This is a genomic window from Nucisporomicrobium flavum, assembly GCF_016464385.1.
GTDB classification, from domain to species: Bacteria; Actinomycetota; Actinomycetes; order Mycobacteriales; family Micromonosporaceae; genus Actinoplanes; species Actinoplanes flavus_A.
On the sequence record NZ_JADMLH010000014.1, the window covers coordinates 161,460 to 185,652 of the forward strand.

Consider the following 24,193-nt stretch of genomic DNA (forward strand, 5'->3'; position numbering starts at 1 on the left):
ATAGCGTCGAATTCCATGAGGAACAGGGAGAACGTCAGTGGAATAGCGGCCCGCGCCGCGGTCTGGAGTGCGCGCCACCGCACTCTGGCGATTCTCGGATGGATCGCCTTCGTCGTCGGCGTCACCGTCCTGAGCGGACAGCTCGGCACCCGCGAGGCGGGCGAGGCCGACATGGGGCACGGCGAGTCCGGCCGGGCGGACCGGATCGTCGAGCAGGCCGGCTTCCCCGTACGCCCGGCCGGCGAAATGGTGATCATCCAAGGCGCCGACCGGAAGGCGGCGGTCGCGGACGTCGCGCGAACGCTGAAGGCGCGGCCGGAGGTGGCCGAAGTCGCCGATGCGCTCACCTCCGAGGACGGCGCGTCGACGCTGGTGCCGTTCACGCTCAAGGGTGACCCGGAGACCGCGAAGGACCGGGTGCAGCCGGTGCTGGACGCCGTCGCCGGGGTGCAGGCGCGGCACGCCGGCCTCTACGTCGCCGAGGCGGGCGACGCGAGCGGCGACAAGCTCATCGGCGACGCGCTGGACGAGGGGCTGACGCGGCTGTCGCTGCTGTCCATCCCCATCACGCTCGGCATCCTGCTGGTGGCCTTCGGCGCGGTCGTCGCGGCGCTGCTGCCGGTCGGGCTGGCCGTCACCGCCGTCGTCGCCGCCATCGGCTTGCTCGCGGGGGCGAGCCGGCTGGCGCCCGCGACGGACTCGACGATGCACGTGATGCTGCTGGTCGGCCTGGCGGTGGGCGTCGACTACTGCCTGTTCTACATCCGCCGGGAACGCGACGAGCGGCGCAAGGGCGCCGATCCGCACCGGGCGCTCGTCGTCGCCGCGCAGACCTCGGGACGCTCGATCTGGGTGTCGGGCCTGACGGTGATCGTGGCGATGGCAGGCATGTTCTTCACGTACGACGCGACGTTCATCAGCTTCGCGGTGGGCACCATCCTCGTCGTCTCGACCGCGGTGCTGGGCTCGCTGACGGTCCTGCCCGCGCTGCTGTCGGCGCTGGGTGACCGGGTCGACGCCGTGCGGATCCCGGGGCTCTACCGGCGGCGTACCGACGGCCGGGTGTGGAACGCCGTGCTGCGGATCGTCCTGGCCAAGCCCCTCCTGTCGGCGGTCGTCGCCGTCGCGGCGCTGGCCACGCTGGCCGCGCCGATGGTGGACCTGCGGACGAAGGGTGAGGGGCTGGAGGACCTGTCGCCCAAGGTGCCGATCGTGCAGGCGTACAACCGGATCAGCGCGGCCTTCCCGGCCGAGGCCTCGCCGGCCGAGGTGGTCGTGCAGGCGCCGACCGTGCGCGGAGCGGCGTTCGAGGACACGCTGGCCGAGTTCAAGCGGGCGGCCGCGGCGACGGGACGGCTGCGGGAGCCGGTCGAGGTGCGGGTCAACCCCGCCGGGACGGTCGCGGTGGTGTCGGTGGGCCTGGCCGGCACGGGCAACGACCGTACGTCGGAAGCGGCGTTGACGACGCTGCGGGAGAGCGTCGTGCCGCAGACGTTCGGGAAGCTGGCGGGCGCGACGGCGGCGGTGACCGGTGACACGGCCGGCAATGTCGACTTCAACGAGCGGCTGAACGCCTCGATGCCGTGGGTGTTCGGCTTCGTGCTCGGGCTGGCGTTCCTGCTGCTGCTGGTCTCGTTCCGCTCGGTCGTGGTGGCGGCCACGGGTGTGGTGCTGAACCTGCTGTCGGTCGCCGCGGCGTACGGGATGCTCGTCTGGGTCTTCCAGTACGGCCACTTCGAGTCGCAGCTCGACTTCACCGCGAGCGGCGGCATCACCAACTGGATGCCGCTGTTCCTGTTCATCATCCTGTTCGGGCTGTCGATGGACTACCACGTGTTCGTGCTCAGCCGCATCCGTGAGGGTCACGACGGTGGCCTGCCGACGCGGGAGGCGGTGGCCCGGGGCATCGGCGGCACCGCCGGCGTGATCACCAGTGCGGCCGTGGTGATGGTGGCGGTGTTCTCCCTGTTCGCCACGCTGCCGCTGGTCTCGACGAAGGAGCTGGGCGTGGGCCTGGCCGCCGCGGTGCTGCTGGACGCCACGATCATCCGGGCGGTGCTGCTGCCGGCGGTGATGGCGCTGCTGGGCGAGCGGAACTGGTGGCTGCCGTGCTGGCTGGGGTGGCTGCCGTCGATCGCCCACGAGCCGCCGCCCGCGGTGCCGGCCGAGCCGCGCGACGAGCGGGAGCTGACGCCCGTGGCGTGACCGGGGAACGGCGAAGGGCGACCGCTACGGCGGTCGCCCTGTCGTCCGTACGCGATCAGCTCTTGAAGGCGTCCTTGATGTTCTCGCCGGCCTGCTTGAGCTTCGAGGCGCTCTGGTCGGTCTTGCCCTCGGCCTCGAGCTTCTCGTCGTCGGTCGCCTTGCCGACGCCTTCCTTGACCTTGCCGCCGAGCTCCTCGGCCTTGTTGTCGATCTTGTCGTCGGTGCCCATGCGAACCTCCAGAGGAAGCGTGCCTACGCACCTCTCCCTACCCGCGACCGGCCACCGGCAACCCTGAAAGGGCGGGCGTGAGTGAGCCGCCCGCCGCGAGCAGCTCGCTGAGCATCTCGGGTGGCATGGGCCGGGCGAAGTGGTAGCCCTGCGCCGCGATGTAGCCGAGCGCGAGCAGCTGTTCCGCCTGGTCGGCCGTCTCCACGCCCTCGGCCACCGCGTGCAGCCCCAGCGCCTGGGCGAGGTGGATGACCGCCGCGGAGACCGGCACCCGGTCGTCGATCTGCGACTGGGTGAACGAGCGGTCCAGCTTGATCTCGTCGATCGGGCAGTCGTGCAGCAGGGTCAGCGTCGAGTGGCCGGTGCCGAAGTCGTCGAGGGAGACGCGTACGCCCAGCGCCCGCAGCCGGTGCAGGGTGAGGACGGGCTGGCCGGCCTCCAGCGCCATCGTCTCGGTGATCTCCAGGACGATGCGGTCGGCGGGCAGGGCGTACTCGGCGAGCAGGGCCGCCACGTCGTCGGCGAAGGCGGGTTCGCGCAGGTCGCGCGCCGACACGTTGACGTTGAGGACGCCGGGGGCCGCGTCGCCGTGCTCGGCCATCCACCGGGCGAGCTGCGCGAACGCCGTCCGCATGACCCACCGGCCCAGCGGCACGATGAGCCCGGTGCGCTCGGCGACCGGGATGAACGTGTCCGGCGCCAGCGCCCCGCGGAGCGGGTGGGCCCAGCGGACCAGCGCCTCCGCGCCCATGATCCGGCCGTCGTCGAGCGCCACGATCGGCTGGTAGAGCAGGAAGAGCTGGTCGTCGGCGATGGCCTCGCGCAGCTCGGCGCCGAGGTGAGCGTGGTCCGCGCCCGCGGTCGCCATCGTCGGGTTGTAGTGCAGGTACGCCGTCCCGGTCAGCTTCTTGGCGGCGTACATGGCGACGTCGGCGCGGCGCAGCAGCACGGACGGGTCGTCGCCGCTGTGCCCGTCCGCGATGCCGATGCTGGCCCGGATCGGCAGCTCGTGGCCGTCGGCGTGCACCGGCTCGTGCAGCGTCCGCGTCATCCGCTCGGCGGCCAGGTCGGCGGCGGCGGGGTCCGCGTCGTCGAGGACCACGACGAACTCGTCGCCGCCCAGCCGGGCGACCGTGTCGCCGGCCCGCACGCAGGCGGCCAGCCGCTGCGCCACCTCGGCCAGCAGCAGGTCGCCCACCTCGTGCCCGAGGGTGTCGTTGACCTCTTTGAAGTCGTCCAGGTCGATCAGCGCCACGGCCACCGGCCGGTCGCCGGGCGCGGTCAGCGCGGTGTGCAGCCGGGTCTGGAACAGCGCCCGGTTCGCCAGCCCGGTCAGGCCGTCGTGGGTGGCGCTGTGGTCGAGGCGGGCCAGCAGCCGGCTGTTGTCGCGGAACGCGGTGACCTGGCGCAGGACGACCAGAGCGGTCAGCAGCACCGCCGAGCCGACCACCACGCCGGTGTCCGAGCTGTGCGTCCAGGTGACCCAGATGAGCAGGCCGTCGACGCCCGCGACCGCCGCGTACGGCAGCAGGCTGAACGACCTGCGCCGGGGCGCGACCGGGCCGCGCGGCCGGCGGTTCCCGGCGCTGCGTTGCCGGGCCGCGGCGACCGCGGCGATCCAGTAGATGAGCGGCGTGCTGACCATGTCGGGGAACAGGCTCACGTCGACGGCCTCGAACGTCGGCCGGAACATCGGGGCCACGGACCCCACGAACATCGCGACGGCCAGCAGCCGCAGCGCCGCGTTGGCGATGTACGTGTGGCTGGACAGCACGAACTTCGCCACCGCGAAGACGGCGAGCATGGCGATGATCGTCACCATCAGCGACAGGTAGACGCCGGTGCTGTTGTTCTGCCGCAGCGCGGGCTGGGTGCTGAAGTGCCAGAGGAACACGGCCGCAGCGAGCATCACGGTGGCCGCATCCAGCACCACGCGCACCAGCTCTCCCGGCGAGTGGCGGTCCAGCGGGAGGCGGAACAGGGCGTACATGATGATCAGCACGCCGAGGCCGCACGAGACGAGCATGACCGGGCCGGTCTGGTCGCCGCGCGGGTGCGCCTCGGCCAGCACGTCGACCGCCTGCGACGAGATGCCCACCCCGATGAACGCCATGGCGGCGGCGATGTGCCGCCAGAACCGGCGGGTGGGCAGCGGCAGGGCCGTCGTCCGGGCCGTACGCACCAGCGCGGTGAACAGGATGATCCCGCCGACGACGCTGGGCAGCCAGAGCAGTACGCGGGGCCCGGCCGGGTGCACGAGGTTCACCAGGAACCAGGCCGCCGCGAAACCCGCGCAGGCTCCTGAGGCGCGCAGCAGGCGATCGGTCGTCACGTGCACCAGATCGGTCGCCGGAGGGCGGGGGTGAGGAATTGCGGGTCGCCTCGCCCCGGATGTGTCCCGGACAACCGGGGTTCCCCCGTTGGTCACCTTGGGCGTCGAGCGTGATGGGCATGAATGCCGTGCTGCTGTCCGTGGTCGTCCCGGTGTACGGGGTCGAGGGCTACCTCTACCAGTGCCTGGAGTCGATCCGCGCCGGGCTGACCGCTGAGGAGTCCGCGGCCGTCGAGGTCATCGCCGTCGACGACGCCTCGCCGGACGGCTGCGGGGAGATGCTGGACGCGTACGCGGCCCGCCACGGCGACCTGCGCGTGGTGCACCTGAGCAGCAACGTCGGCCTGGGGCTGGCCCGCAACGCCGGCCTGGCCGAGGCGAGCGGCGAGTACGTCTGGTTCGTCGACAGCGACGACTGGCTGCCGGCCGGCTCGGTGCGGGCGGTGCTGGAGCGGTTGCGCGCCGAGCGCCCCGACGTGCTGCTCGTCGACCACCTGCGGGTGCACGAGAACGGCCGGCTGGAGCCCGACGCGAGCAGTGCCGCGCTCAAGGACCCCCGGCTGCCCAGCCTGATCAAGCTGCAGCACACCGCCTGGAACCGGATCGTGCGCCGCGGGCTGCTGGCCGAGCTGGACCTGCGCTTCCTGCCCGGCTGGTACGAGGACGTTCCGTTCAGCAACCCGGTGCTCATCGGTGCGCGGAGCATCGCGGTGCTCGACCGGGTCTGCTACCACTACCGCATCGGCCGGCTCGGCGCGATCACCGCTACCCGCAGTGAGCGCCACTTCGAGGCCTTCGACCAGTACGACCGCATGCTCGCCTGGGTGGGCGCCCGCGACCCCGAGCCTTGGCTGCGTCACCAGGTGTTCACCTTGATGGTCAACCACCTGCTGGTCGTGGCGGGCAACGACGGCCGCCTGCACCCGAGCTCGCGCCGGGCCTTCTTCAAGCGGCTGGCCGCGCACTACCGCCGCCACCTGCCCCCGGGCCACCCCGGCGAAGCGGGGGTCAAGCACCGCCTGGTGCGCCTGGACAACTACCCGCTGTACGCGGTGCTCCGGCAGGCGTACCGGATCGGGAGGCGCGACCCCGAGCCGTCACCTGCGGTTCGCCCGGCCCTCGCCTCGGCGCCACAACGGGCTCAAGCAGCCTCCCTACGGTGACGCGGTGCTGCGAGCTGCCGTCGATGCCGATCGGGACACCGTCCTCACCTGGCGTAATCACCCGGACGTCCGTGCGGTCAGCCTGACCACGCACGTCATCACGCCGGAGGAGCACGCGACGTGGTGGGACGCGGCGCTCGCGGATCCGCGGCGGCACATCCTGATCTTCGACGACAAGGGCGTCGTCATTTTCGACCTGCGTGCGGATCCGCCGAGCTGGAGCTTCTACCTGGACGTCGCCGGGCTCGGCACGGCCCTGCTGCCGACCTGGATGCGCCTGGAGCAGGCCGCGGTCCGGTACGCGTTCGGCGAGCTGGGCCTGACCCGGCTGGGCGGCGAGACGCTGGCGGCCAACAAGCAGGTGCTGGCCCTGCACCGGCGCTTCGGCTTCCGGGAGACGCGCCGCTACGACCGGCTGATCGACGGCACGCCGCAGACCGTGGTGTGGACCGAGAGGGGAACTGAGCAGTGATCGTCGACGACGTGGAGATCGGCGCCGGGCGGCGGCCGTACATCGTGGCCGAGATGTCGGGCAACCACAACGGCTCCCTCGACCGCGCCCTCGCGCTGGTGGACGCGGCCGCCGAGGCCGGCGCCCACGCCATCAAGATCCAGACCTACACGGCCGACACCATGACCGTGGACGTCAAGCACCCGCGCTTCCGGATCTCCCAGGGCCACGAGCTGTGGGGGGACGAGTACCTCTACCAGCTGTACGAGCGCGCGCACACGCCCTGGGAGTGGCACGAGGCGATCTTCGACCGCGCCCGGGAGCGTGGCCTGACCCCGTTCTCCAGCCCGTTCGACCGTACGGCGGTGGAGCTGCTCGAGAAGCTCGACGCCCCGATGTACAAGATCGCCTCCTCGGAGATCACCGACCTGCCGCTGATCCGGCTCTGCGCGAGCACCGGCAAGCCGCTGATCATCTCCACCGGCATGGCGAGCGTGCAGGAGATCGCCGCCGCGGTGGACGCCGCCCGCGGCGCCGGCTGCCGGGACATCGTCGTGCTCTCGTGCACCGCGTCGTACCCGGCCCCGCCCGAGCACACCAACCTGCGGCGCATCCCGGTGCTCGCCGAGGCGTTCCGGGTGCCGATCGGGCTCAGCGACCACACGCTCGGGATCGGCGTACCGGTCGCGAGCGTGGCGTTCGGCGCGTGCCTGATCGAGAAGCACGTCACGCTGGACCGCGGCGACGGCGGCGTGGACTCGGCCTTCTCGCTGGAGCCGCAGGAACTCGCCGCGCTGGTCGTCGAGTCCGAGCGGGCGTGGCAGGCGCTGGGCACGACCGCCATCGGACCCACCGAGGCGGAGAAGGAGGGGCTGCGCTTCCGCCGCTCCCTGTACGTAGTGACCGACGTGCGCGCGGGCGACCCGGTCACCGAGGAGAACGTCCGCTCCATCCGCCCGACCGGCGGCCTGGCCCCCGACGCCATCGGCCTGGTGCTCGGGCGCACCTTCCAGCGGGACGCGGCCAAGGGCACGCCGCTGTCCTGGGACCTGATCTGAGAGGCACGGAACAAGACGGTGTGGCTGAACGCGAACAGCAAGGAGCTCCAGTGGTTCCTGGAGTCGGCGGCGGTCTACTGGGAGAAGAACCTCCCGCACCCCGCTGACGACGCGGTGGTCGTGGTGGAGGCCTTCCACCAGGACATCCGGGTGAACCTGCGCAACCTGGCGTTCGCCAACGCCATCCGCAAGCTGCACCCGGCCCGGATGGTGGTGCTGACCGGCGTCGAGGACGCGTGGATGCGCACGCTGTGGAAGGGCTTCGACGTCGGCGTGGTCCGCAAGGTGTCCGAGGCGTTCGCCGCGTCCGAGGTCATCGACGTGTGGGACCGGGTCCGGCAGTCGGACACGCCGGCCCGGCCGGACGAGACCATCGTGGCCTACACGGACGCCACGTACTGCCGGCTGGCCAAGGTGCCGCGGCTGCCCGAGGGCTACCGCGAGCGGCCGGACTACCGGCTGCGGCACGCGTACGCCACCCGGCTCTCGGACTTCTACGAGGAGCTGATGCGGCGCAACGTGGTCGCGCTGGTCACCAGCCACGTCGACTACGACCAGTGGGGGCTGGCCGTCGAGTCGGCCCGCCGCGCCGGGGTCCCGATCATCCACACCCAGCAGACCGGATGCCTGAAGGCGTACGGGCTCTACCCGGAGACCGACACCGGCACCGGCACGTTCCGCGAGGAGCTCACCCGGCAGATCGGCGACGTCTTCGAGACGCAGGTGTGGCCCCGGCACGAGCAGCTGCGGCCGAACGCCGAGCTGGTGGCCTGGCGGGCCAAGGTCAACCTCGGCCGGCCGAGCTGGTGGCGTGGCGGCGTCACCGCCTCCGTCGACCTCAACAACCCGGCCGAGCGGGCCCGGCTGCGCACCCACGTCGTCGACCGGCTGGGCTTCGACCCGGCGCGGCCCGTCGTCACGGTCTTCAACCACGCGGTGTCGGACGCGCTCGGCACCAACCGCGAGCTGTTCCCCAGCCTCGCCGACTGGTTCGCCGACACGGCCGCGTACGCCGCGGAGAACACCGACGCGCAGTGGCTCTTCCTCGACCACCCCAGCCAGGCGCTCTACGACTCGACCGGCTTCTTCGACTCGGTCGCCACGCAGTACAAGCGCGTGAAGCACATGGCGTTCCGGCCCAGCGCCACGCTCAGCAAGAACGCGCTGTGGAGCCTCACCGACCTCGGCGTCACCGTGCGCGGCAGCGTCAGCAACGAGCTGCCGGCGTACGGGATCCCGGTCATCCAGGCGGGCTGGTCGGAGTGGAGCTCGTGCGGGCTGTCCACGGTGGTGGAGGACCAGGACGCGTACTGGAAGACCCTCGAGCAGAGCATCGCCGCGATCCGCGACGGCGTCGACCTGGTGAGCGAGGAGCAGGTGCGGCGGGCCCGGCTGTGGCTGTGGCTGTACCGCAGCGGCACCGACGTGGTCACCCCGCTCGTCCCGCAGTGGGAGGTCTGGCCGGCCGACACGCTGCTCAAGACCATGCGGGCCACGTTCCGGCACATCGAGGCCGACGCCGACCCGCTGTTCGCGTCGGTCGCGCGCATGTGGACCCGCAAGGAGCCGATGCTCACCCGCACGGACTTCCGCGACCTCGGGGCGGGCGCATGATCGGCGCGTGGTTCGCGACCGACTACGACGAGCCGCAGCACGTCATCGAGGGCCTGCCGATCGAGGTCACCAGCGGCCGCGACCCGGGCCTGGGCATCGTCGACCAGGTGGTGCGCGGGCAGGGCATCGTGGGCCGGGTGACCGGCGACCACGGCGCGGTCGGGCTCAAGGTCAGCAGCCCCGGCGCCGGCACCCGGGTCGCCGTGCAGATCCACCTGGACGAGGTCGGCACCCGCTGGTGGTCCGACCGGGTGCGCCCGTCGCGGCTCGCACCCGAGCTGCCCCGGGTGGTGCTGCTGCGGGCGCAAGGCCGGCTGCGCGGCGCGGCCGTGCTGGCCCGCCGCCAGGGCCTGCGGCGCGCCGGCGGCGCGAAGCTCACGCTCGAGTTCGACCTGACCGCGGCCGAGCTGGACGGCGACGGCCTGCTGATGGTCGAGCTCGCCGAACCCCCGCGACCCGGGTGGGCGGAGGGCCGGTATTCCGCGCGTTCCGCGCTGGGCGTGCGGATCGACAAGATTTCGGTACGGGCACAGCCCCCCACGACCGCAGCACCGGCTGCACACCCTGACACGGGTTGTGACCTCGCCGTCCTGCCGCCCGGCAGCCCCGAGCGGTTCCGCCTGGAGCTGTCCCCGGTGACGCCGGCCCCGCCGCTCCCACGCTCCCCGTCGAACAGGTGGACCCGCCGCAAGCCCGCCCGTGCCGGGTTCAAGGTGCTCCGGGCCGCCCGCCGCGCCGGCACCCGCGTGGTGGCCGAGGTGCACAAGTCCCGCCCGCACGCCGGCGTCGGCGTGCAGGCGATCGATCTGCTGACCGGCGTACCCGTGGGCCTGGAGGTCGTGGGCCGCGGTGCCGGTGGCCTGGACGTGCGCCGCACCGGTGCCGCCGAGGGACCGGTTCTGATCGGTCTCGACCCGGGCGACCGGGGCCTGTCCTGCCGTGTCCTGGTGCCGGGCCGATGATCCACCGACCGGTGCTCGGCGCCGACCCGGACCGCAACCGCCGGCTGCTGCAGGAGGTGCTGGACACCGTCCCGCCGGGGAAGCTGGAGCTCCCACCCGGTACGCACGCGCTCGCCGACGGCTTGCGCGTCCCCGGCGGCTGGACCGTACGCGGCTCGGAGGTGGCCGGCGCGAACGGCGGGCCTCCCGGCACCTGGCTGGGGTCCACCGGTACGACCGGGCACCCGGTGCTGCACATCGTCGGCTCCGACGTGTCCGTGAGTGATCTGGGCCTGCGGCCGCCGCCGGCGGACCCGGGTGAGCACGGGGGCGACCGCGGTACGGCGATCACGGTCGGCGACTACCTCTACCCGGGGACCCCCGAGTGGATCTCCGGTGTCGACCTCCGGCGCGTGCACGTCGAGCGCCCGGAGGAGAAGCACGCCAACTGCATCGCGATCATGGGCGCGGTCCGCGACCTCACCGTGCACGACGTGACGATCCGGGGCGGCTACACGGGCGTCGCGGTGCACTGGGGCGCGGTCGGCGCGGACGTGTCCACGATCGAGGGACCCACGTACCACCCGCACCGCCTCACGATCACCGACCTGCGGGTGACCGACGCGATCGAGGGTTTCTACCTCAGCTCGGTGCACGACGTCCGGGTCGAGGGCGCCTGCCTGCGCGGCGTGGAGATGGGCTTCCGGCTGCTCCCGGGCGACAACACCGACCGCTTCGTCACCTCCTCGGAGCACGTGAGCTCCGCCATCGACATCTCCGGCGTGTGTGTGAGCTGGCACGGCCCCCGGTACGCGGTGCGGGTCGCCGGCTGGGGCCGTAGCGAGGTGGACGGCCTGGTCAGCGTCCTGCGCTACCGCGACACCGCGATCCGCGACTGCACGCTGCGCGGGACCGGCACCGGTGACGCGTGGTCCCCGATCCTCGTGGAACGGGCCGAGGGCGTGGCGCTGCACGACATCATCGCGTCGTCGAACCATCCCACAGAGCCGGGCGCCTGCTGTAGGGTCGCTGCCAAGCCGTCGGTGTAATCGACGCTCCTGAAAGATTTCGTGAGTTTCCGCCGTTGGCGGGCGCAGAACGGGGCCGGGGGTGAACGCCGCCACGTCCACCCCCGGCCCTCCTGCACCGTCAGTTCCGGCTCAGCCGACCTCCACCAGCTCGCGGGGTTCCTCCGTGCTCGGCGTGACGGCCGGGCCGTGGGCGGCGTGCCGTCCGCGTCCCCGCAGCAGCCGCGGCGCCCACCAGTTGGCGTCGCCGAGCAGCGTCATCAGCGACGGCAGCACGACCGCCCGGATCAGCGTCGCGTCCAGCAGGATCGCGGCGGCCAGCCCCACACCCAGCTGCTTCATGTCGATCGTGGACAGCGTGGCGAAGATCGAGAAGACCGCGACCATCACGATGGCGGCGCTGGTGACCACGCCCGCCGAGCCGGTGATGCCCTCGGCCACAGCCTCCCGGTTCGGTACGCCGCGCAGCACCGCCTCGCGGATCCGGCTCACCACGAACACGTGGTAGTCCATCGACAGGCCGAACAGCACCACGAACAGGAACAGCGGCAGCCACGTGACGATCGCGCCCATCGAGGTGAAGCCCAGCGCGCCCTCCGCCCAGGTGTTCTGGAAGACCAGCACGAGCAGGCCGTACGCCGCCCCCGCGGAGAGCAGGTTCAGCAGGATCGACGTGAGCGCCACGACCACCGAGCGGAACGTCCATGCCATCACCAGGAACGTCAGCAGCAGCACGAAACCGACGACGATCGGCAGCTTGTGCCAGATGTGCGTGGCGTAGTCCTCGCTCTCGGCGACGCCGCCGCCGACCGCGTACGAGGCTCCGCTCAGCCCGCCCAGCGCCGCCGGCACGAGGTTCTCGCGGAGTCGGTGCAGCGACTGCACCGCCTCGTCGCTGCGGGAGGCGAACGGCGTCGCCACCGACAGCGTGGTCACCCGCCGGTCCGGTGAGACCTTGATCTCGGGGCCGCCCTGCTCGGTGGCGGCGAACAGCCGGTCGCCCTCGGTGCTCGCGGCGAGCCGGGTCAGGGCCGCCTTGACCGCGGGCGCCTGGTCGGCCGGTGCCTGGACGGCCACGATGTGGTTGGTGCCGTTGCTCGGGTACGCGGCCGCCAGCCGGTCGTACGCCTGCATGGCCGGGGTGGTGCGGGGCAGGTCCTCCGTACCCGGGAACTTGAGCTGCATGCCCAGCGCGGGCGCCGCGAGGCCGAGCAGGAGGCTGACGCTGACCAGCAGAGTGGGCAGCGGGCGGCGCAGCGCCGGGCGCAGCACGACCGACCAGAAGCGGCTCGGCTGCACCTGGCCGTCCGCGGTGGTACGCCGCGCGGCGAGGCGCCACAGCAGCGGCACCCGCGGCCGGTCCACCCAGCGGCCCAGCTTGGCGAGGAGGGCCGGCAGCACGGTCAGCGAGCCGATCACCGCGACGGCGACGACGAGGATCGAGCCCACGGCCAGCGAGGAGAAGATGGCGTCGTTGGCGAGGAACAGGCCGGCCATGGCGATGATGACCGCCGTGCCGGAGACGACGACCGCGTGCCCGGAGGTCTCCGCGGCGAGCTCGACGGCGTCGACGTGCCCGCGCCCCCGGGCCCGTTCCTCCCGTTCCCGGCGTACGTAGAACAGCGAGTAGTCGATGCCCACCGCCATGCCGATGAGCAGGATGACGCTGGAGGTGGAGTCGTTGGCCGGGATCAGGTGCGAGGCCAGTGTGGACAAGCCGATCGCGGCGGCCACCGAGGAGAGCGCCAGCAGCACGGGGATGCCGGCGGCGATGAGCGCGCCGAACGCGATGATGAGGATCGCCAGCGTCACGGGCAGGCTCAGCAGTTCCGCCCGCTTGAAGTCCTTGCCCAGCGTGTCGTCGAGCGCCTTGTTGATCGACGGGCCGCCGACCTGCTCGACGCGCAGGTCCGGGTACCGCTGCTGGACCTCGGCGGTCGCCGCGCGCAGCGGCTCCACCCGGTCGGAGGCGGTCTCCGGGTCGCCGCTCATCGTGATCGGCACCAGCAGCGCCGAGCCGTCGGTCGCCGGGATCGCCTTGCCGACCTCCGCCACCCCCGGCACGGTCCGCAACCGGTCGGTGGCGGCGGCCGCCGCGTCCCCGGCCGTCTTCTTGTCCAGCGCCCCGGAGCGGGCGGTGATCAGGACATTGTCGACGGCCGGCTCGTCCGCGAACCGGCCCGCCTCGATCATGACGCCGGCCCGGCCGGACTCGCCCACGGACATGTCCTCCGCAGTGGACTCCTGCAGCCCGGCGGCGTTGCCCCCGATGAAGCAGACGGCCACGAACACCACCCACAACGCCACCGCCCGCCATGGATGCTCCGCGCTCCACCGCGCGAGCCGTACTGTGACCGGTCGCTTGCCCATCGCTGGCCCCCCTGCTCGTTTCTGTGTCGAAACTGAACCTAGGCAGGGTGGGAGCTGGGAACATCCGGGTCGGACCCGCGGTCGACCCCGATTCGTGGCGGGGCGCCGGCGGGGGTCGGCGGGCCGCCGGGATGCACGATTTGATGGCGTACGCGGCACTGCGTGGGGATCTTGCTCGCCCCGGCGGAGGACGCGACGGCCGCACGACCCTGAGACGGGCTCAGGGTCCACCCCCGGGGTCGTGACGGGAAAGCAGCATGCATGGCCGCCGCGGGCGGCAGCGTCAGCCGATCACCGGCTCATTTCGGCGTCCGGGACGCCTCGGTCCGCGCCGAAGAGCAGCTCGTCCATGGCCGTCTCGGTCAGCGGTTCCGCGAAGTAGTACCCCTGCCCGAGCTCGCAGTTGCCGTCCGTCAGCTCGCTCAGCTGGCCGGCGTCCTCGATGCCCTCGGCCACGGTGGACAGGCTCAGGGCCTGGCCGAGCTGGATGATGCCGAGGGTCAGCGCCGCGGCGGCGGGCTCGTCGCCGACGTCGTCCACGAAGCTCTTGTCGATCTTGATGATGTCGACCGGGAAACGGCGCAGGTACGCCAGCGACGAGTAGCCGGTGCCGAAGTCGTCGATCGCGAGCCGGACGCCCAGCTCCTTGATCTGCTCGAGCTGGCGTAGCGTCGACGTGCGGTGGTCGACGAGCAGCGACTCGGTCAGCTCCACCACCAGGCAGCTCGCCGGCAGGCCGCTGTTGTGCAGCGCCGAGGAGACGACGGCCGGGAGGTCCGGCTGGTCGAGCTGGACCGCGGACATGTTGACGCTGACGCTCAGCGCACGGCCGTCGGCGCGCTTGGCGTTCCAGGCGGCGACCTGGCGGCACGCCTCACGCAGCACCCATTCGCCGATGGGGACGATCATCCCGGTCTCCTCGGCGAGCGGGATGAAGTCGAGCGGCGGGATGATGCCGCGCTCGGGGTGCAGCCAGCGCACGAGCGCCTCGAGGCCGATGATCTCGCCGGTCCGCAGGTGCACGATCGGCTGGTAGCGCAGCTGGAACTCGTGGCGGACGACCGCCCGCCGCAGGTCCGCCTCCAGCTGCAGGCCGGCCTGGAACGACGCCTGCATCGCCGGCTCGAAGACCTCCAGGCGGTCCTTGCCGTGCTTCTTGGCCTGGTACATGGCGAGGTCCGCCTGCACCATCAGCTCCTGCGCGTCCTCGACCCCGGCGGCCGGCTGGTACGCGATCCCGATGCTGCAGCTGACGTACGTCTCCTTGCCGGCCAGCTCGAACGGCTCGCGCAGGGCCTGCAGGATCCGCTCGGCCACCGGTAGGGCCTCCGTCACGCCGTGTGCCATCGGCAGCAGCACCGCGAACTCGTCGCCGCCCAGCCGCGCCGCGGTGTCGGCGGACCGCAGGCAGGCGGTGATCCGTTCGGCCACGCCGACGAGCAGCTGGTCGCCGGCCGCGTGACCGAGGGAGTCGTTGACCACCTTGAACCGGTCGAGGTCGACGAAGAGGACGGCGACGCCGGCGCCGGCCTCGGACGCGGCGATGAAGGCCCGTTCGAGGCGGGTGAGGAACAGCGCCCGGCTGGCGAGCCCGGTGAGCGAGTCGTGGAACGCCTGGTTCATCGCCTCGAGGGTCTGCGCGTCGGTCAGCGCCAGGCTGACGTGCTCGGCGAACGCGCGGAGGATGTCCTGCGCCGGCTTGTCCCACTCGCGCGGCGCGGTGTACGTGCCGACGGTCAGGCAGCCCATCACCGTGCCGTTCTCGTGCACCGGCACCGCCATGACGGCCTTCATGTGGGACCGGACGACCTCGGGGATCGCGATCGGGCAGTTCTCGTAGTCCTCGACCATGACCAGCTCGTCGCCCATCACCGCGAGCCCTGCGACGCCGGCCGAGGGCAGCGGTACGCGGTGCATGCGGGGCAGGATGTCAGGCGCGAAGCCGACGCTGGAGACCATCGTGCCGACCGAGGGGTCGTCGCGTTCCAGCAGGTTGAGCGAGGCCATCTCGACGCCGAGCAGGTCCGCGGCGGAGGTGGTGATGGAGTCGAGGATGTGCTGCAGGGGCGCGCGCCGGGCGATCAGCCGCTGGACGCCGGTGAGGTGGTCGAAGAACCGCTGCCGCTCGTGCAGCGTGGCGGTGAGGCGCCCGTTCTCCTCGGTCTGCAGGCGCTGGGCCGCCATGACGTGCAGGGTCTGCAGGCTGAGCTCGAGGACGCGGGCCATGCCCCGCAGCAGGCACACCTCCTCGTCGGAGAAGGCGCCGCCGGCCCGGCCGAGCACCAGCAGCCCGGGTTCCGGACCGTCGACGGGCGCGTACGCGACGGCGTACGAGGTGTCGCCGAGCTCGAGCTCCGCGCGGTGACCGGCGGCGATCTCCTTGAGGGCGGTGACGGGTACGTGCCCGGCTGCCGGCCCGACGGAGGCGACCACGCCGGCGTCCATGGTGAGCACGGCGAAGTCCGCGCTGAGGGCACGCGCGGCGCACTCCACGGCTGCGTACTGCGCCGCGGGTCCGTCCGGTCGGTCGGCGACCGCTGAGAGGAACGCCGTCAGTTGCCGGGTTGCGAGCATGCCCATGACCCCGTCTGTCGGTCCCGGGCCGGGGGAGCTGAGCGTTTTGCCGTGACCGTTTTGGTCAAGCGGTGCCGGCGCGGCGCCCGCGGACCGGCCGCTCGGCGGTTCCGAGGCCTTACTCACGCCCGAACACACACGCGCGGCGCTACCGAGCTCACACCCTCGGGCACGAACCGGGCATCGTCCTCGACCATTCGGGCACGACTTTCGTCCGTTTTCGTCCGGCCGTGAGATGATATTGCGCGGGCCGGGGCCACACGTAATCGGGCAGAGACCCACCGAATCACCGTGGCTTGTGATGGGGACCACACGTTTCCCCGGTGTTACAAATGGTCCACGGCAGGAGCGCTCACCTGCCGATACCGGTGGCGGCGGAGGTGCGCATTGAATGCGGAGGAGCGGCAGCATCAGATCGTCGCCCTGGCGCGGCGCCAAGGCGAGGTGGACGTCGCGAAACTCGCCGCCGAACTCGCCGTCTCCGCGGAAACCATTCGGCGCGACCTGAGGCTGCTGGAAAAGCACGGTCTGCTGCGGCGCACGCACGGCGGCGCCTATCCGGTGGAGACCGCGAAATTCGAGACCGATCTCGCCATCCGTACCACCCGTGGGGTTCCGGAGAAGCGACGTATCGCCGCCGCGGCCGCCGCCCTGCTGGGTGACGCCGAGACCATCTTCATCGACGAGGGCTTCACGCCGCAGCTGATCGCCGAGGCGCTGCCCACCGACCGGCCGCTGACCATCGTGACCGCCTCGCTCAACACCGCGGCCTGGCTGTCCACCAACACCCCGGTCACCGTGCTGCTGCTGGGCGGGCGGGTCCGCGGCCGCACGCTGGCCACGGTCGACCACTGGGCCAGCACCATGCTGGCGGGCTTCGTGATCGACCTGGCCTTCGTCGGCGCCAACGGCATCTCCCGCGAGGTCGGGCTGACCACCCCGGACCCGGCCGTCGCCGACGTGAAGGCACAGGCGGTACGGGCCGCCCGCCGCCGCATTTTCGCCGGCCTGCACACGAAATTCGGCGTACGGACCTTCTGCCGTTTTGCCGAGGTATCCGATTTCGAGTCACTGGTCACGGACACCGGTCTGCCGGCGTCCGAGGCGCACCGCTATTCACGACTCGGTCCTCAGGTGATCCGGGTCTAGAGAACCTCGAGAAGAAAAGCACCGTAATCGGTGCGGCTCACGCATGTCCTAAAACGGAGGATCCGTCGTGCAGAAACCAGGGAAGAAGCTTTCGATACTGATTGCGGGGGCGACCGCGGGCGCGCTGGCGCTCTCCGGGTGCTCCGGCGCCGGCGGCTCGTCCGGCAGCGGTGATTCCGCGGACAACACCATCACCGCGCTGATGGTCGGCAACCCGCAGATGGAGGACATCCAGAAGCTGACCGCCGACAACTTCACCAAGCAGACCGGCATCACGGTGAAGTTCACGATCCTCCCGGAGAACGAGCTGCGCGACAAGGTCACGCAGGACGTCGCCAACCAGGGCGGGCAGTACGACGTCGCGACGGTGGGCGCGTACGAGGTGCCGATCTGGGCCAAGAACGGCTGGCTGCACGAGCTGTCGACGCAGGCCGGCGCGGACCCGAAGTACGACTCCGCGGACCTGATCAAGCCGATGGTCCAGTCGCTGACCGGCGACGACGGCAAGATGTATGCGGCGCCCTTCTACGGCGAGTCGTCGTTCCTCATGTACAACAAGGAGATGTTCGAGGCCAAGGGCCTCACGATGCCGGAGAAGCCGACGTGGGCCCAGGTCGCCGACTTCGCGCAGAAGCTCAACGACAAGAACAAGGGCGTGGCCGGCATCTGCCTGCGCGGCCTGCCGGGCTGGGGTGAGCTCTTCGCCCCGCTGACCACCGTGGTGAACACGTACGGCGGCACCTGGTTCGAGAAGGACTGGACGCCGAAGGTCAACTCGCCCGAGTTCAAGGAGGCCACGAACTTCTACGTCAACCTCGTCAAGCAGTACGGCGAGTCGGGCGCCCCGCAGGCCGGCTTCACCGAGTGCCTGAACACCTTCGGCCAGGGCAAGGCCGCCATGTGGTACGACGCCACCTCGGCCGCCGGCACGCTCGAGGACCCCAAGGCCTCCAAGGTCGCCGGCAAGGTCGGCTACGCGTACGCGCCGGTGAACAAGACCGAGTACTCCGGCTGGCTGTGGACCTGGGCGTGGGCCATGCCGAAGACCACCAAGAAGTCCGACGCCGCCTGGAAGTTCATCTCCTGGGCCACCAGCAAGGACTACGAGCAGCTCGTCGGCAAGAACCTCGGCTGGTCCCGGGTGCCCTCCGGCAAGCGCACGTCGACGTACTCGATCCCGGAGTACAAGGAGTCGGCGAAGGCGTTCGCGGACGTGACCCTCGGCTCCATCGAGCACGCCAACCCGCAGAACCCCGGCGTGCAGCCGCGGCCGGCGCTGGGCGTGCAGTTCGTCGGCATCCCCGAGTTCGCCGACCTGGGCACGAAGGTGTCGCAGGAGGTCAGCGCGGCGATCGCGGGCAGCAGCTCGGTCGACAAGGCCCTGACGGACGGTCAGAAGCTCGCCGAGGACGTGGCGAAGAACTACAAGTAGCGCGCACGGGGGCGCCGCGCATCGTGCGGCGCCCCCGTCCAACCATCCCGCCACCACCCACAACCTGACTGAAGGCCACATCCCTACCGGAAGGCCGACCAATGACCGACGTCATCACTCGGACGGACCCGGAGCCGGAGGCCCCGGTGGCGCCCGTGAAGGGCGGCGCCAAGGAGCGCTGGGTCCGCCGGGCGCCGCTGCTGCCCGCCCTGATCTTCGCCATCGTCGTGACCCAGGTGCCGTTCCTGGTCACCATCTACCTGTCCACGCTGGACTGGAACGCGCTGCGCCCGGGCGACCGCCCGTTCGTGGGCGTGGACAACTACGTCACCGTGCTGACCGACACGCGGCTGCGGTCGGCGCTGCTCAACACCGTGCTGCTGACCGCCGGCGCGGTGATCTTCTCGATGATCCTCGGGCTGGCCCTGGCCGTCCTGCTGGACCGCAAGTTCGTCGGCCGGTCCGTGGTCCGCACGCTGCTGATCACGCCGTTCCTGGTGATGCCGATCGCCGCGGCGCTGCTGTGGAAGCACGCGATCTACAACCCGGCGTACGGCCTCATCAACGGCCTCTTCGGCGGCTCGACGGACTGGATCTCGTCGTACCCGAAGGCGGCGGTCATCACCACGCTGGTGTGGCAGTGGACGCCGTTCATGATGCTGATCCTGCTCGCCGGGCTGCAGTCGCAGAGCGAGGAGGTGCTGGAGGCGGCGCGCGTCGACGGCGCCAACGCGTGGCAGATCTTCGTCAAGATGACGCTGCCGCACCTGCGTCAGTACCTCGAGCTGGGCGCTCTGCTCGGCTCGATCTACCTGGTCAACACGTTCGACGCGGTCTTCAGCATCACCCAGGGCGGCCCCGGGTCGGCGACCACGAACCTGCCCTACGAGATCTACCTGACCACGTTCCGCAAGTTCGAGTACGGCGAGGCGTCGGCGGCCGGCGTGATCGTGGTGATCCTGACGATCATCGTGGCGACGTTCGCCCTGCGCGTCATCTCGAGCCTGTTCCGGATGGAGGAGAGCCGATGACCACGCTCGCCGCGCCCGCGAAGCGCCGGCTGGCCAACTCGGTCTGGGGGGTCGTGGCCTGGGTCGCGGGGATCGTCTTCGTGTTCCCGGTGATCTGGATGGTGCTGACCAGCTTCAAGCAGGAGCAGGACGCCGCCAGCAACCCGCCGACCTGGGTGTTCACGCCGACGCTCGACCAGTACGCCGCGGTCTTCGACCGCAACATCACGCCGTTCCTGCTGAACTCGCTGATGGCCAGCGTCTTCTCCACGCTCTTCGTGATCGTGCTGGCCACGCCGGCCGCGTACGCGTTGTCGCTGCGCCCGGTCGCGAAGTGGACCGACGTGCTGTTCTTCTTCATCTCCACCAAGATGATGCCCGCGGTCGCCGCGCTGCTGCCGGTGTACCTACTGGTCAAGAACCTGGGCATGCTCGACAACGTGTGGACCATGGTCGTCCTCTACACATCGATGAACCTGCCGCTCGCGGTCTGGATGATGCGTTCGTTCCTGCTGGAGGTGCCGCGCGAGGTGCTGGAGGCGGGCGAGGTGGACGGCGCCGGCCTGCTCACCTCGATCCGGAAGATCATCCTGCCGATCGTCTCGCCGGGCCTGGCCGCGACGGCGCTCATCTGTTTCATCTTCGCCTGGAACGAGTTCTTCCTGGCGGTGAACCTGACCGCGACGAACGCGGGTACCTCGCCGATCTTCCTGGTCGGCTTCATCTCCTCCGAGGGCCTGTTCCTCGCCCGGCTCTGCGCCGCGGCGACGCTGCTCTCGCTGCCGGTGCTCATCGCCGGCTGGCTGGCGCAGAACAAGCTGGTCCGAGGTCTGTCGATGGGAGCGGTGAAGTGAAGGCAGCCGTCGTGGTCACTCCGGGGACGATCGAGATCCAGGAGGTGCCGGACCCGGCGCCCGGGCCTCAGGACGTCGTGGTGCGCCCGGCCGCCGTGGGGATCTGCGGCACCGATCTGCACATCATGGACGGCGAATTCGCGCCGGCCTTCCCGATCATCCCCGGGCACGAGTTCGCCGGGGAGATCGTGGCGGTGGGTGCCGAGGTCGCCGGGTACGACGTCGGTGACCAGGTCGCAGTCGATCCGTCGCTGTACTGCGGGCACTGCTACTACTGCAAGCGTGCCCGCGGCAACCAGTGCGAGAACTGGAACGCGATCGGCGTCTCCAAGTCCGGCGGGGCGGCCGAGTACGTCCTCGCCCCGATGGCCAACCTGTTCAAGCTGCCCGCGCACCTCGCGGCGAAGGACGCGGCGCTGATCGAGCCGCTGTCGTGTGCCGTACGCGGCTTCGACGTGCTGCCCCGGAACCTGGCCGACACGTTCCTCATCTACGGCTCGGGCACGATGGGCCTGATGATGATGGAGCTGGCGAAGCGGGCCGGCGCCGCCTCGGTGTCGATGGTGGACCTGAACCCGGCCCGGCTGGAGACGGCGAAGCGGCTGGGCTGCTCCGCCGCGGTGACGAGCGCCGACGAGCTCGACGCGCCGCGCGGGTGGGACGTGGTGATCGACTGCACCGGGGTGCCGGCCGCGATCAAGGACGGGCTCGGGCGGGTCGGGCGCGGCGGGACGTTCCTGCAGTTCGGGGTGTCCGCGTACGACGCCCGCGTGGAGATCGAGCCGTACGAGATCTACCGGCGCGAGATCACCATCACCGGCTCGATGGCCGTGCTGCACAGCTTCGACCGGGCCGGCGAGCTGATGGCGTCCGGGCTGCTCGACCCGGAGGTGTTCGTCAGCCACCGCTTCCCGCTGGCGTCGTACGCCGAGGCGCTGGAGCAGTTCCGGGCGGGCGTCGGCCGCAAGATCCTGATCGAGCCCTGAGTCGCGGGCGTCGGCCGGCCCTGGCGGGGGCCGGCCGACGTTCGTGCCATTCTTCTCACTATTAGTTAGTTACTCGTCACAAGACGTTGTCGGCGGCGCCCGCCATCGGGATCAATGGAGCGATGTCTCCGCGACCCGCGCCGCTCGTGTTCTTCGCGCTCGCCACGGCGACCCCGCTGACGATCGTCTCCGCCGCCGTGCCGGGCGCGTACGCCGGCGGCGGCCCGCTCGCCCTCCCGCTGCTCTTCGCGGGTCTCGGCCTGCTGCTGCTCGCGGGCATCCCCGGGTACGCCCGCATGGCCCACCGCCTGCCGCACGCCGGCGCCCTGTCCGGTTTCGTCGCGCGAGGGCTCGGCCGCCCGTTCGGTGTCGGCGCGGGATGGCTGGCGCTGCTGTCGTACAACGCCCTGCAGATCGGGCTCTACGGCGTGGTCGGCGCGACCGCGGCCCCGCTGGTCCGGGCTCCCTGGTGGACGGTGGCGCTGGCGTGCTGGGCCGTGGTGGCCGTCTCCGGACTGGTCCGCGTCGAGGTCACGGCCTGGGCATTGGCCGCGCTGGTGCTCGCCGAGATCGCGGTGATCTGCGGGTACGCCGTCGCGAACCTGCTCGACCCGCCCGGCGGGCGGCTGACCACGGCGGCTCTGGACCCCGCGTACCTCGGTGTCTCCCGGCCGGTGCTCGGGCTGCTGCTGGTCGCCGGCGCGCTTGCCTTCGTGGGCTTCGAGACGACGGCCGCGTACAGCGAGGAAGTCCGCCCGCACCGCCGCATCGGCCGGGCGGCGGCCCTCTCGGTGCTCGTGCTGACCCTGCTGTACGCCGCCGCGAGCTGGGCGATGACCGTCGCCGCCGGGCCGGACCGGATCGCCGCCCGGGCCGCCGAGCGCGGGCCGGAACTGATCTTCGACCTGGCCGCCGCGCGTTTCGTGCCGGGTGCCGTCACGGCCGGCCGGATCGTGCTGGTGACCGGGCTGCTCGCCGCCATGCTGGCGCTGCACCACACGGTCGTCCGCTACCTCGTCGGGCTGGCCCGGGAGCGGGTGCTGCCCGCGGGCCTGTCCCGGGTGCGCCCCGCGTCGCTCACCCAGAGCCTCACCGCCGGGCTGGTCATCGCCGGCGGGGTGCTGGCCGGTCTGGGGCCGGTCGCACCGCTCGGGCAGCGGCTCGCCCTCGGCGGCGGGCTCGGCGTCCTGCTCCTGCTCACCCTGGCGTCCCTGGCCACGCTGCTCTTTCTCAACCGCGATCCGGAGGGGGAGGGGTTCCTGCGCCGGTTCGTCTCGCCCGGCGTGTCGACCGTCGTGTTCGGAGCGCTCAGCTATCTGGCGTACCAGCACTTCCGGGAGCTGATGATCGTGTCGGCCGCGGCGTTCGTGCTGGGGGTGGCGTACGCGCTCGTCCTGCGCGCGGTCCGCCCGGTCGTCTACGCCGGCATCGGCCTGGGCGGCCGGGCGGTCGTGGTGACCCCGCCGGCCGTGCCGGTGCCGCGTCCCCGGCTGCCCGGGGCGCACCGGCCGGAACGGGTCAAGCGCCTGGCCGGTTGACCGAGGGCTCGTCGCCGAAGAACTCCTGGATCTGGGTCAGCGTGAGGTAGCCCTGCTGTTCCACCTCGCCGGTGTCCGGCGGCAGCGGCTTGCACGTCACCTCGGGGTCGCGCGCCTGCTCGGGCAGCTCGGGCAGGGGCGGTACGGGTGGCAGCGCCGCCAGCCCGATGGCCTGCCGGATGACCTCGAACATGCCGGTCACCTCGCGCACCGCGAGCGGGAAGAGCTCCGCCGGTCGGTTGCCCGCGCCGGGCGGGGCCGCGCAGGTGAAGTTGGCGCGGATCTTGCCGCGTACCTTCCGGATGTCGGCGCTCGGCCGCAGGTGGTCGAGCGCGCCCTCGGCGACGATGCCGAGCTCGCACTCCGGTACGCCGGAATCGCGCCACCATCGTCCCCAGGCGGGGTCGGCGTCCAGCGTCACGACCACGTGCTGCAGCGCCACCATGTACGCCTGCGGCACCCGGCCGTCGACCGTGATCGTTCCCATGTGCGGATGCAGCCAGCGCGGCGCGCGAGCCCAGGAGTCCATCACCGCATGGTGACACCACAATTGCACCTAGCCGGTGCATATCGGATGGCGCGTCGGGGGCTTTGTCGAGCGGTGCCTTATCGAGCGGTGGCCTTTATCGAGCGGTGGCCGCTTCGAGCAGGGCGGTCGCCACGGCCCGGGCGGTGGTCGGCGCGGAGACGTCGCGGTCCATACGGGCGCCGACCGTCGAGCCGTCGTACAGCAGGACCAGCTGGGCGGCCAGCGCCTCGGGGTCCGCGGCACCCGCGTCGCGAGCGAGGTCGGTGAACAGCCGGCGGGTCCAGGCCCGGTTGGTGTCGCACACCTCCTCGACGACCCCGCCCCTGGGCGACTCGGCGCTCGCGTTGTAGAAGGCGCAGCCCCGGAACGACGACCGCGACGCCGTCTCCGCCAGCACGTCGAAGATGCCGAGCAGCTTGTCCCGGGGGGAGTCGTAGCGCTCCAGCGCGGTCAGGATGCGCTTGCGCCGGCGCCGGTGCTGCCCCTCCAGGTACGCCCGGATCAGCCCGTCCTTGCTGCCGAAGCTGCTGTAGAGCGACGCCTTGGCCACGCCGGCCCGCTCGATCACGCGGTCGATGCCGACGGTGTGCACGCCCTCGGCATAGAAGAGCTCGTCGGCGGCGGCGAGCAGGCGGTCGCGGGCGGACGGCTTGCGCGCGGTGGCCGGTGACGCGGCGGTGGCGGGTGACGCGGCAGACATGCGTTTGACGATAGCAGACAGATCTGTCTA

Annotated in this window: 19 protein-coding genes; 13 read left to right on the forward strand and 6 right to left on the reverse strand. The window is 71.5% G+C overall.

The features are described 5' to 3' along the window. Nucleotides 1-15 precede the first annotated feature (15 nt). The gene (locus IT780_RS29140) at nt 16-2,205 is read left to right on the forward strand and encodes an MMPL family transporter (RefSeq protein WP_199514997.1); all 2,190 of its coding nucleotides are present in this window, start codon (nt 16-18) and stop codon (nt 2,203-2,205) included. A 55-nt stretch (nt 2,206-2,260) separates the two neighbouring features. Here IT780_RS29140 and IT780_RS29145 read toward each other — a convergent pair whose 3' ends face one another. Further along, a complete protein-coding gene (locus IT780_RS29145; RefSeq protein ID WP_199514998.1) occupies nt 2,261-2,434 on the reverse strand; it encodes a CsbD family protein in 174 nt (57 codons plus the stop codon). Nucleotides 2,435-2,471: 37 nt separating this feature from the next. Then, a complete protein-coding gene (locus IT780_RS29150; RefSeq protein WP_199514999.1) occupies nt 2,472-4,766 on the reverse strand; it encodes a putative bifunctional diguanylate cyclase/phosphodiesterase in 2,295 nt (764 codons plus the stop codon). A gap of 119 nt (nt 4,767-4,885) precedes the next feature. Between IT780_RS29150 and IT780_RS29155 the strand changes: the two genes are divergently transcribed. Genes IT780_RS29155 through IT780_RS29180 form a run of 6 tightly spaced genes read left to right on the forward strand, consistent with a single transcriptional unit; the run spans nt 4,886 to nt 11,042 of the window. Then, nucleotides 4,886-5,929: a glycosyltransferase family 2 protein gene (locus IT780_RS29155; RefSeq protein ID WP_233413682.1), complete on the forward strand. Its 1,044-nt coding sequence runs from the start codon at nt 4,886-4,888 to the stop codon at nt 5,927-5,929. A gap of 4 nt (nt 5,930-5,933) precedes the next feature. After that, entirely contained in the window at nt 5,934-6,401 is a 468-nt protein-coding gene (locus tag IT780_RS29160) for a GNAT family N-acetyltransferase (protein ID WP_199515001.1), read from the forward strand. Continuing rightward, nucleotides 6,398-7,438: a pseudaminic acid synthase gene (pseI, locus tag IT780_RS29165; protein WP_199515002.1), complete on the forward strand. Its 1,041-nt coding sequence runs from the start codon at nt 6,398-6,400 to the stop codon at nt 7,436-7,438. Before IT780_RS29160 ends, pseI begins: the two co-directional genes overlap by 4 nt. Nucleotides 7,439-7,456: 18 nt before the next feature. Continuing rightward, on the forward strand, nt 7,457-9,052 hold the full coding sequence (locus IT780_RS29170) for a hypothetical protein (RefSeq protein WP_199515003.1): 1,596 nt from the start codon (nt 7,457-7,459) through the stop codon (nt 9,050-9,052). Continuing rightward, nucleotides 9,049-10,014 (forward strand): hypothetical protein, encoded by a 966-nt coding sequence (locus IT780_RS29175; RefSeq protein WP_199515004.1) that lies wholly within the window; start codon nt 9,049-9,051, stop codon nt 10,012-10,014. Before IT780_RS29170 ends, IT780_RS29175 begins: the two co-directional genes overlap by 4 nt. Continuing rightward, nucleotides 10,011-11,042 (forward strand): right-handed parallel beta-helix repeat-containing protein, encoded by a 1,032-nt coding sequence (locus IT780_RS29180; RefSeq protein ID WP_199515005.1) that lies wholly within the window; start codon nt 10,011-10,013, stop codon nt 11,040-11,042. Before IT780_RS29175 ends, IT780_RS29180 begins: the two co-directional genes overlap by 4 nt. A gap of 111 nt (nt 11,043-11,153) precedes the next feature. Here the strand turns inward: IT780_RS29180 and IT780_RS29185 are convergent, their stop codons facing one another. Together IT780_RS29185 and IT780_RS29190 are read right to left on the reverse strand one after the other, a co-directional pair. After that, nucleotides 11,154-13,391, reverse strand: coding sequence for an MMPL family transporter (locus IT780_RS29185; protein WP_199515006.1), 2,238 nt, complete (start codon nt 13,389-13,391; stop codon nt 11,154-11,156). Nucleotides 13,392-13,682: 291 nt separating this feature from the next. After that, nucleotides 13,683-15,971 (reverse strand): putative bifunctional diguanylate cyclase/phosphodiesterase, encoded by a 2,289-nt coding sequence (locus IT780_RS29190; protein WP_199515007.1) that lies wholly within the window; start codon nt 15,969-15,971, stop codon nt 13,683-13,685. A gap of 381 nt (nt 15,972-16,352) precedes the next feature. Between IT780_RS29190 and IT780_RS29195 the strand changes: the two genes are divergently transcribed. The 6 genes from IT780_RS29195 to IT780_RS29220 all read left to right on the forward strand — a co-directional run bounded on the left by IT780_RS29195 (nt 16,353) and on the right by IT780_RS29220 (nt 22,934). Further along, nucleotides 16,353-17,114 (forward strand): DeoR/GlpR family DNA-binding transcription regulator, encoded by a 762-nt coding sequence (locus IT780_RS29195; protein WP_199515008.1) that lies wholly within the window; start codon nt 16,353-16,355, stop codon nt 17,112-17,114. A 67-nt stretch (nt 17,115-17,181) separates the two neighbouring features. After that, nucleotides 17,182-18,546 carry an ABC transporter substrate-binding protein gene (locus IT780_RS29200; RefSeq protein ID WP_307831442.1) on the forward strand — a complete coding sequence of 455 codons (1,365 nt, stop codon included), beginning with the start codon at nt 17,182-17,184 and terminating at the stop codon, nt 18,544-18,546. A gap of 101 nt (nt 18,547-18,647) precedes the next feature. After that, entirely contained in the window at nt 18,648-19,577 is a 930-nt protein-coding gene (locus IT780_RS29205; RefSeq protein ID WP_199515009.1) for a carbohydrate ABC transporter permease, read from the forward strand. Continuing rightward, on the forward strand, nt 19,574-20,410 hold the full coding sequence (locus IT780_RS29210) for a carbohydrate ABC transporter permease (RefSeq protein WP_199515010.1): 837 nt from the start codon (nt 19,574-19,576) through the stop codon (nt 20,408-20,410). Before IT780_RS29205 ends, IT780_RS29210 begins: the two co-directional genes overlap by 4 nt. Then, nucleotides 20,407-21,396 (forward strand): zinc-dependent alcohol dehydrogenase family protein, encoded by a 990-nt coding sequence (locus tag IT780_RS29215; RefSeq protein WP_199515011.1) that lies wholly within the window; start codon nt 20,407-20,409, stop codon nt 21,394-21,396. Before IT780_RS29210 ends, IT780_RS29215 begins: the two co-directional genes overlap by 4 nt. Before the next feature lie 122 nt (nt 21,397-21,518). Then, nucleotides 21,519-22,934: an APC family permease gene (locus IT780_RS29220; RefSeq protein ID WP_199515012.1), complete on the forward strand. Its 1,416-nt coding sequence runs from the start codon at nt 21,519-21,521 to the stop codon at nt 22,932-22,934. On the opposite strand, the gene IT780_RS29225 is transcribed toward IT780_RS29220, so the two are convergent. Together IT780_RS29225 and IT780_RS29230 are read right to left on the reverse strand one after the other, a co-directional pair. After that, complete coding sequence (locus IT780_RS29225; RefSeq protein ID WP_233413683.1) at nt 22,915-23,463, reverse strand: hypothetical protein; 549 nt, start codon at nt 23,461-23,463, stop codon at nt 22,915-22,917. The two genes, IT780_RS29220 and IT780_RS29225, sit on opposite strands and share 20 nt — an antisense overlap. Nucleotides 23,464-23,557: 94 nt before the next feature. Then, nucleotides 23,558-24,163, reverse strand: coding sequence for a TetR/AcrR family transcriptional regulator (locus IT780_RS29230; RefSeq protein ID WP_199515014.1), 606 nt, complete (start codon nt 24,161-24,163; stop codon nt 23,558-23,560). Nucleotides 24,164-24,193: the final 30 nt, after the last annotated feature.

Bases quoted from the DNA above. Each gene is read 5' to 3' on its own strand.
- IT780_RS29140 (WP_199514997.1), top strand. From the start codon at position 16: ATGAGGAACAGGGAGAACGTCAGTGGAATAGCGGCCCGCGCCGCGGTC.
- IT780_RS29145 (WP_199514998.1), bottom strand. From the start codon at position 2,434: ATGGGCACCGACGACAAGATCGACAACAAGGCCGAGGAGCTCGGCGGC.
- IT780_RS29155 (WP_233413682.1), top strand. From the start codon at position 4,886: ATGAATGCCGTGCTGCTGTCCGTGGTCGTCCCGGTGTACGGGGTCGAG.
- IT780_RS29175 (WP_199515004.1), top strand. From the start codon at position 9,049: ATGATCGGCGCGTGGTTCGCGACCGACTACGACGAGCCGCAGCACGTC.
- IT780_RS29180 (WP_199515005.1), top strand. From the start codon at position 10,011: ATGATCCACCGACCGGTGCTCGGCGCCGACCCGGACCGCAACCGCCGG.
- IT780_RS29185 (WP_199515006.1), bottom strand. From the start codon at position 13,391: ATGGGCAAGCGACCGGTCACAGTACGGCTCGCGCGGTGGAGCGCGGAG.
- IT780_RS29190 (WP_199515007.1), bottom strand. From the start codon at position 15,971: ATGGGCATGCTCGCAACCCGGCAACTGACGGCGTTCCTCTCAGCGGTC.
- IT780_RS29205 (WP_199515009.1), top strand. From the start codon at position 18,648: ATGACCGACGTCATCACTCGGACGGACCCGGAGCCGGAGGCCCCGGTG.
- IT780_RS29210 (WP_199515010.1), top strand. From the start codon at position 19,574: ATGACCACGCTCGCCGCGCCCGCGAAGCGCCGGCTGGCCAACTCGGTC.
- IT780_RS29220 (WP_199515012.1), top strand. From the start codon at position 21,519: ATGTCTCCGCGACCCGCGCCGCTCGTGTTCTTCGCGCTCGCCACGGCG.
- IT780_RS29225 (WP_233413683.1), bottom strand. From the start codon at position 23,463: ATGGACTCCTGGGCTCGCGCGCCGCGCTGGCTGCATCCGCACATGGGA.
- IT780_RS29230 (WP_199515014.1), bottom strand. From the start codon at position 24,163: ATGTCTGCCGCGTCACCCGCCACCGCCGCGTCACCGGCCACCGCGCGC.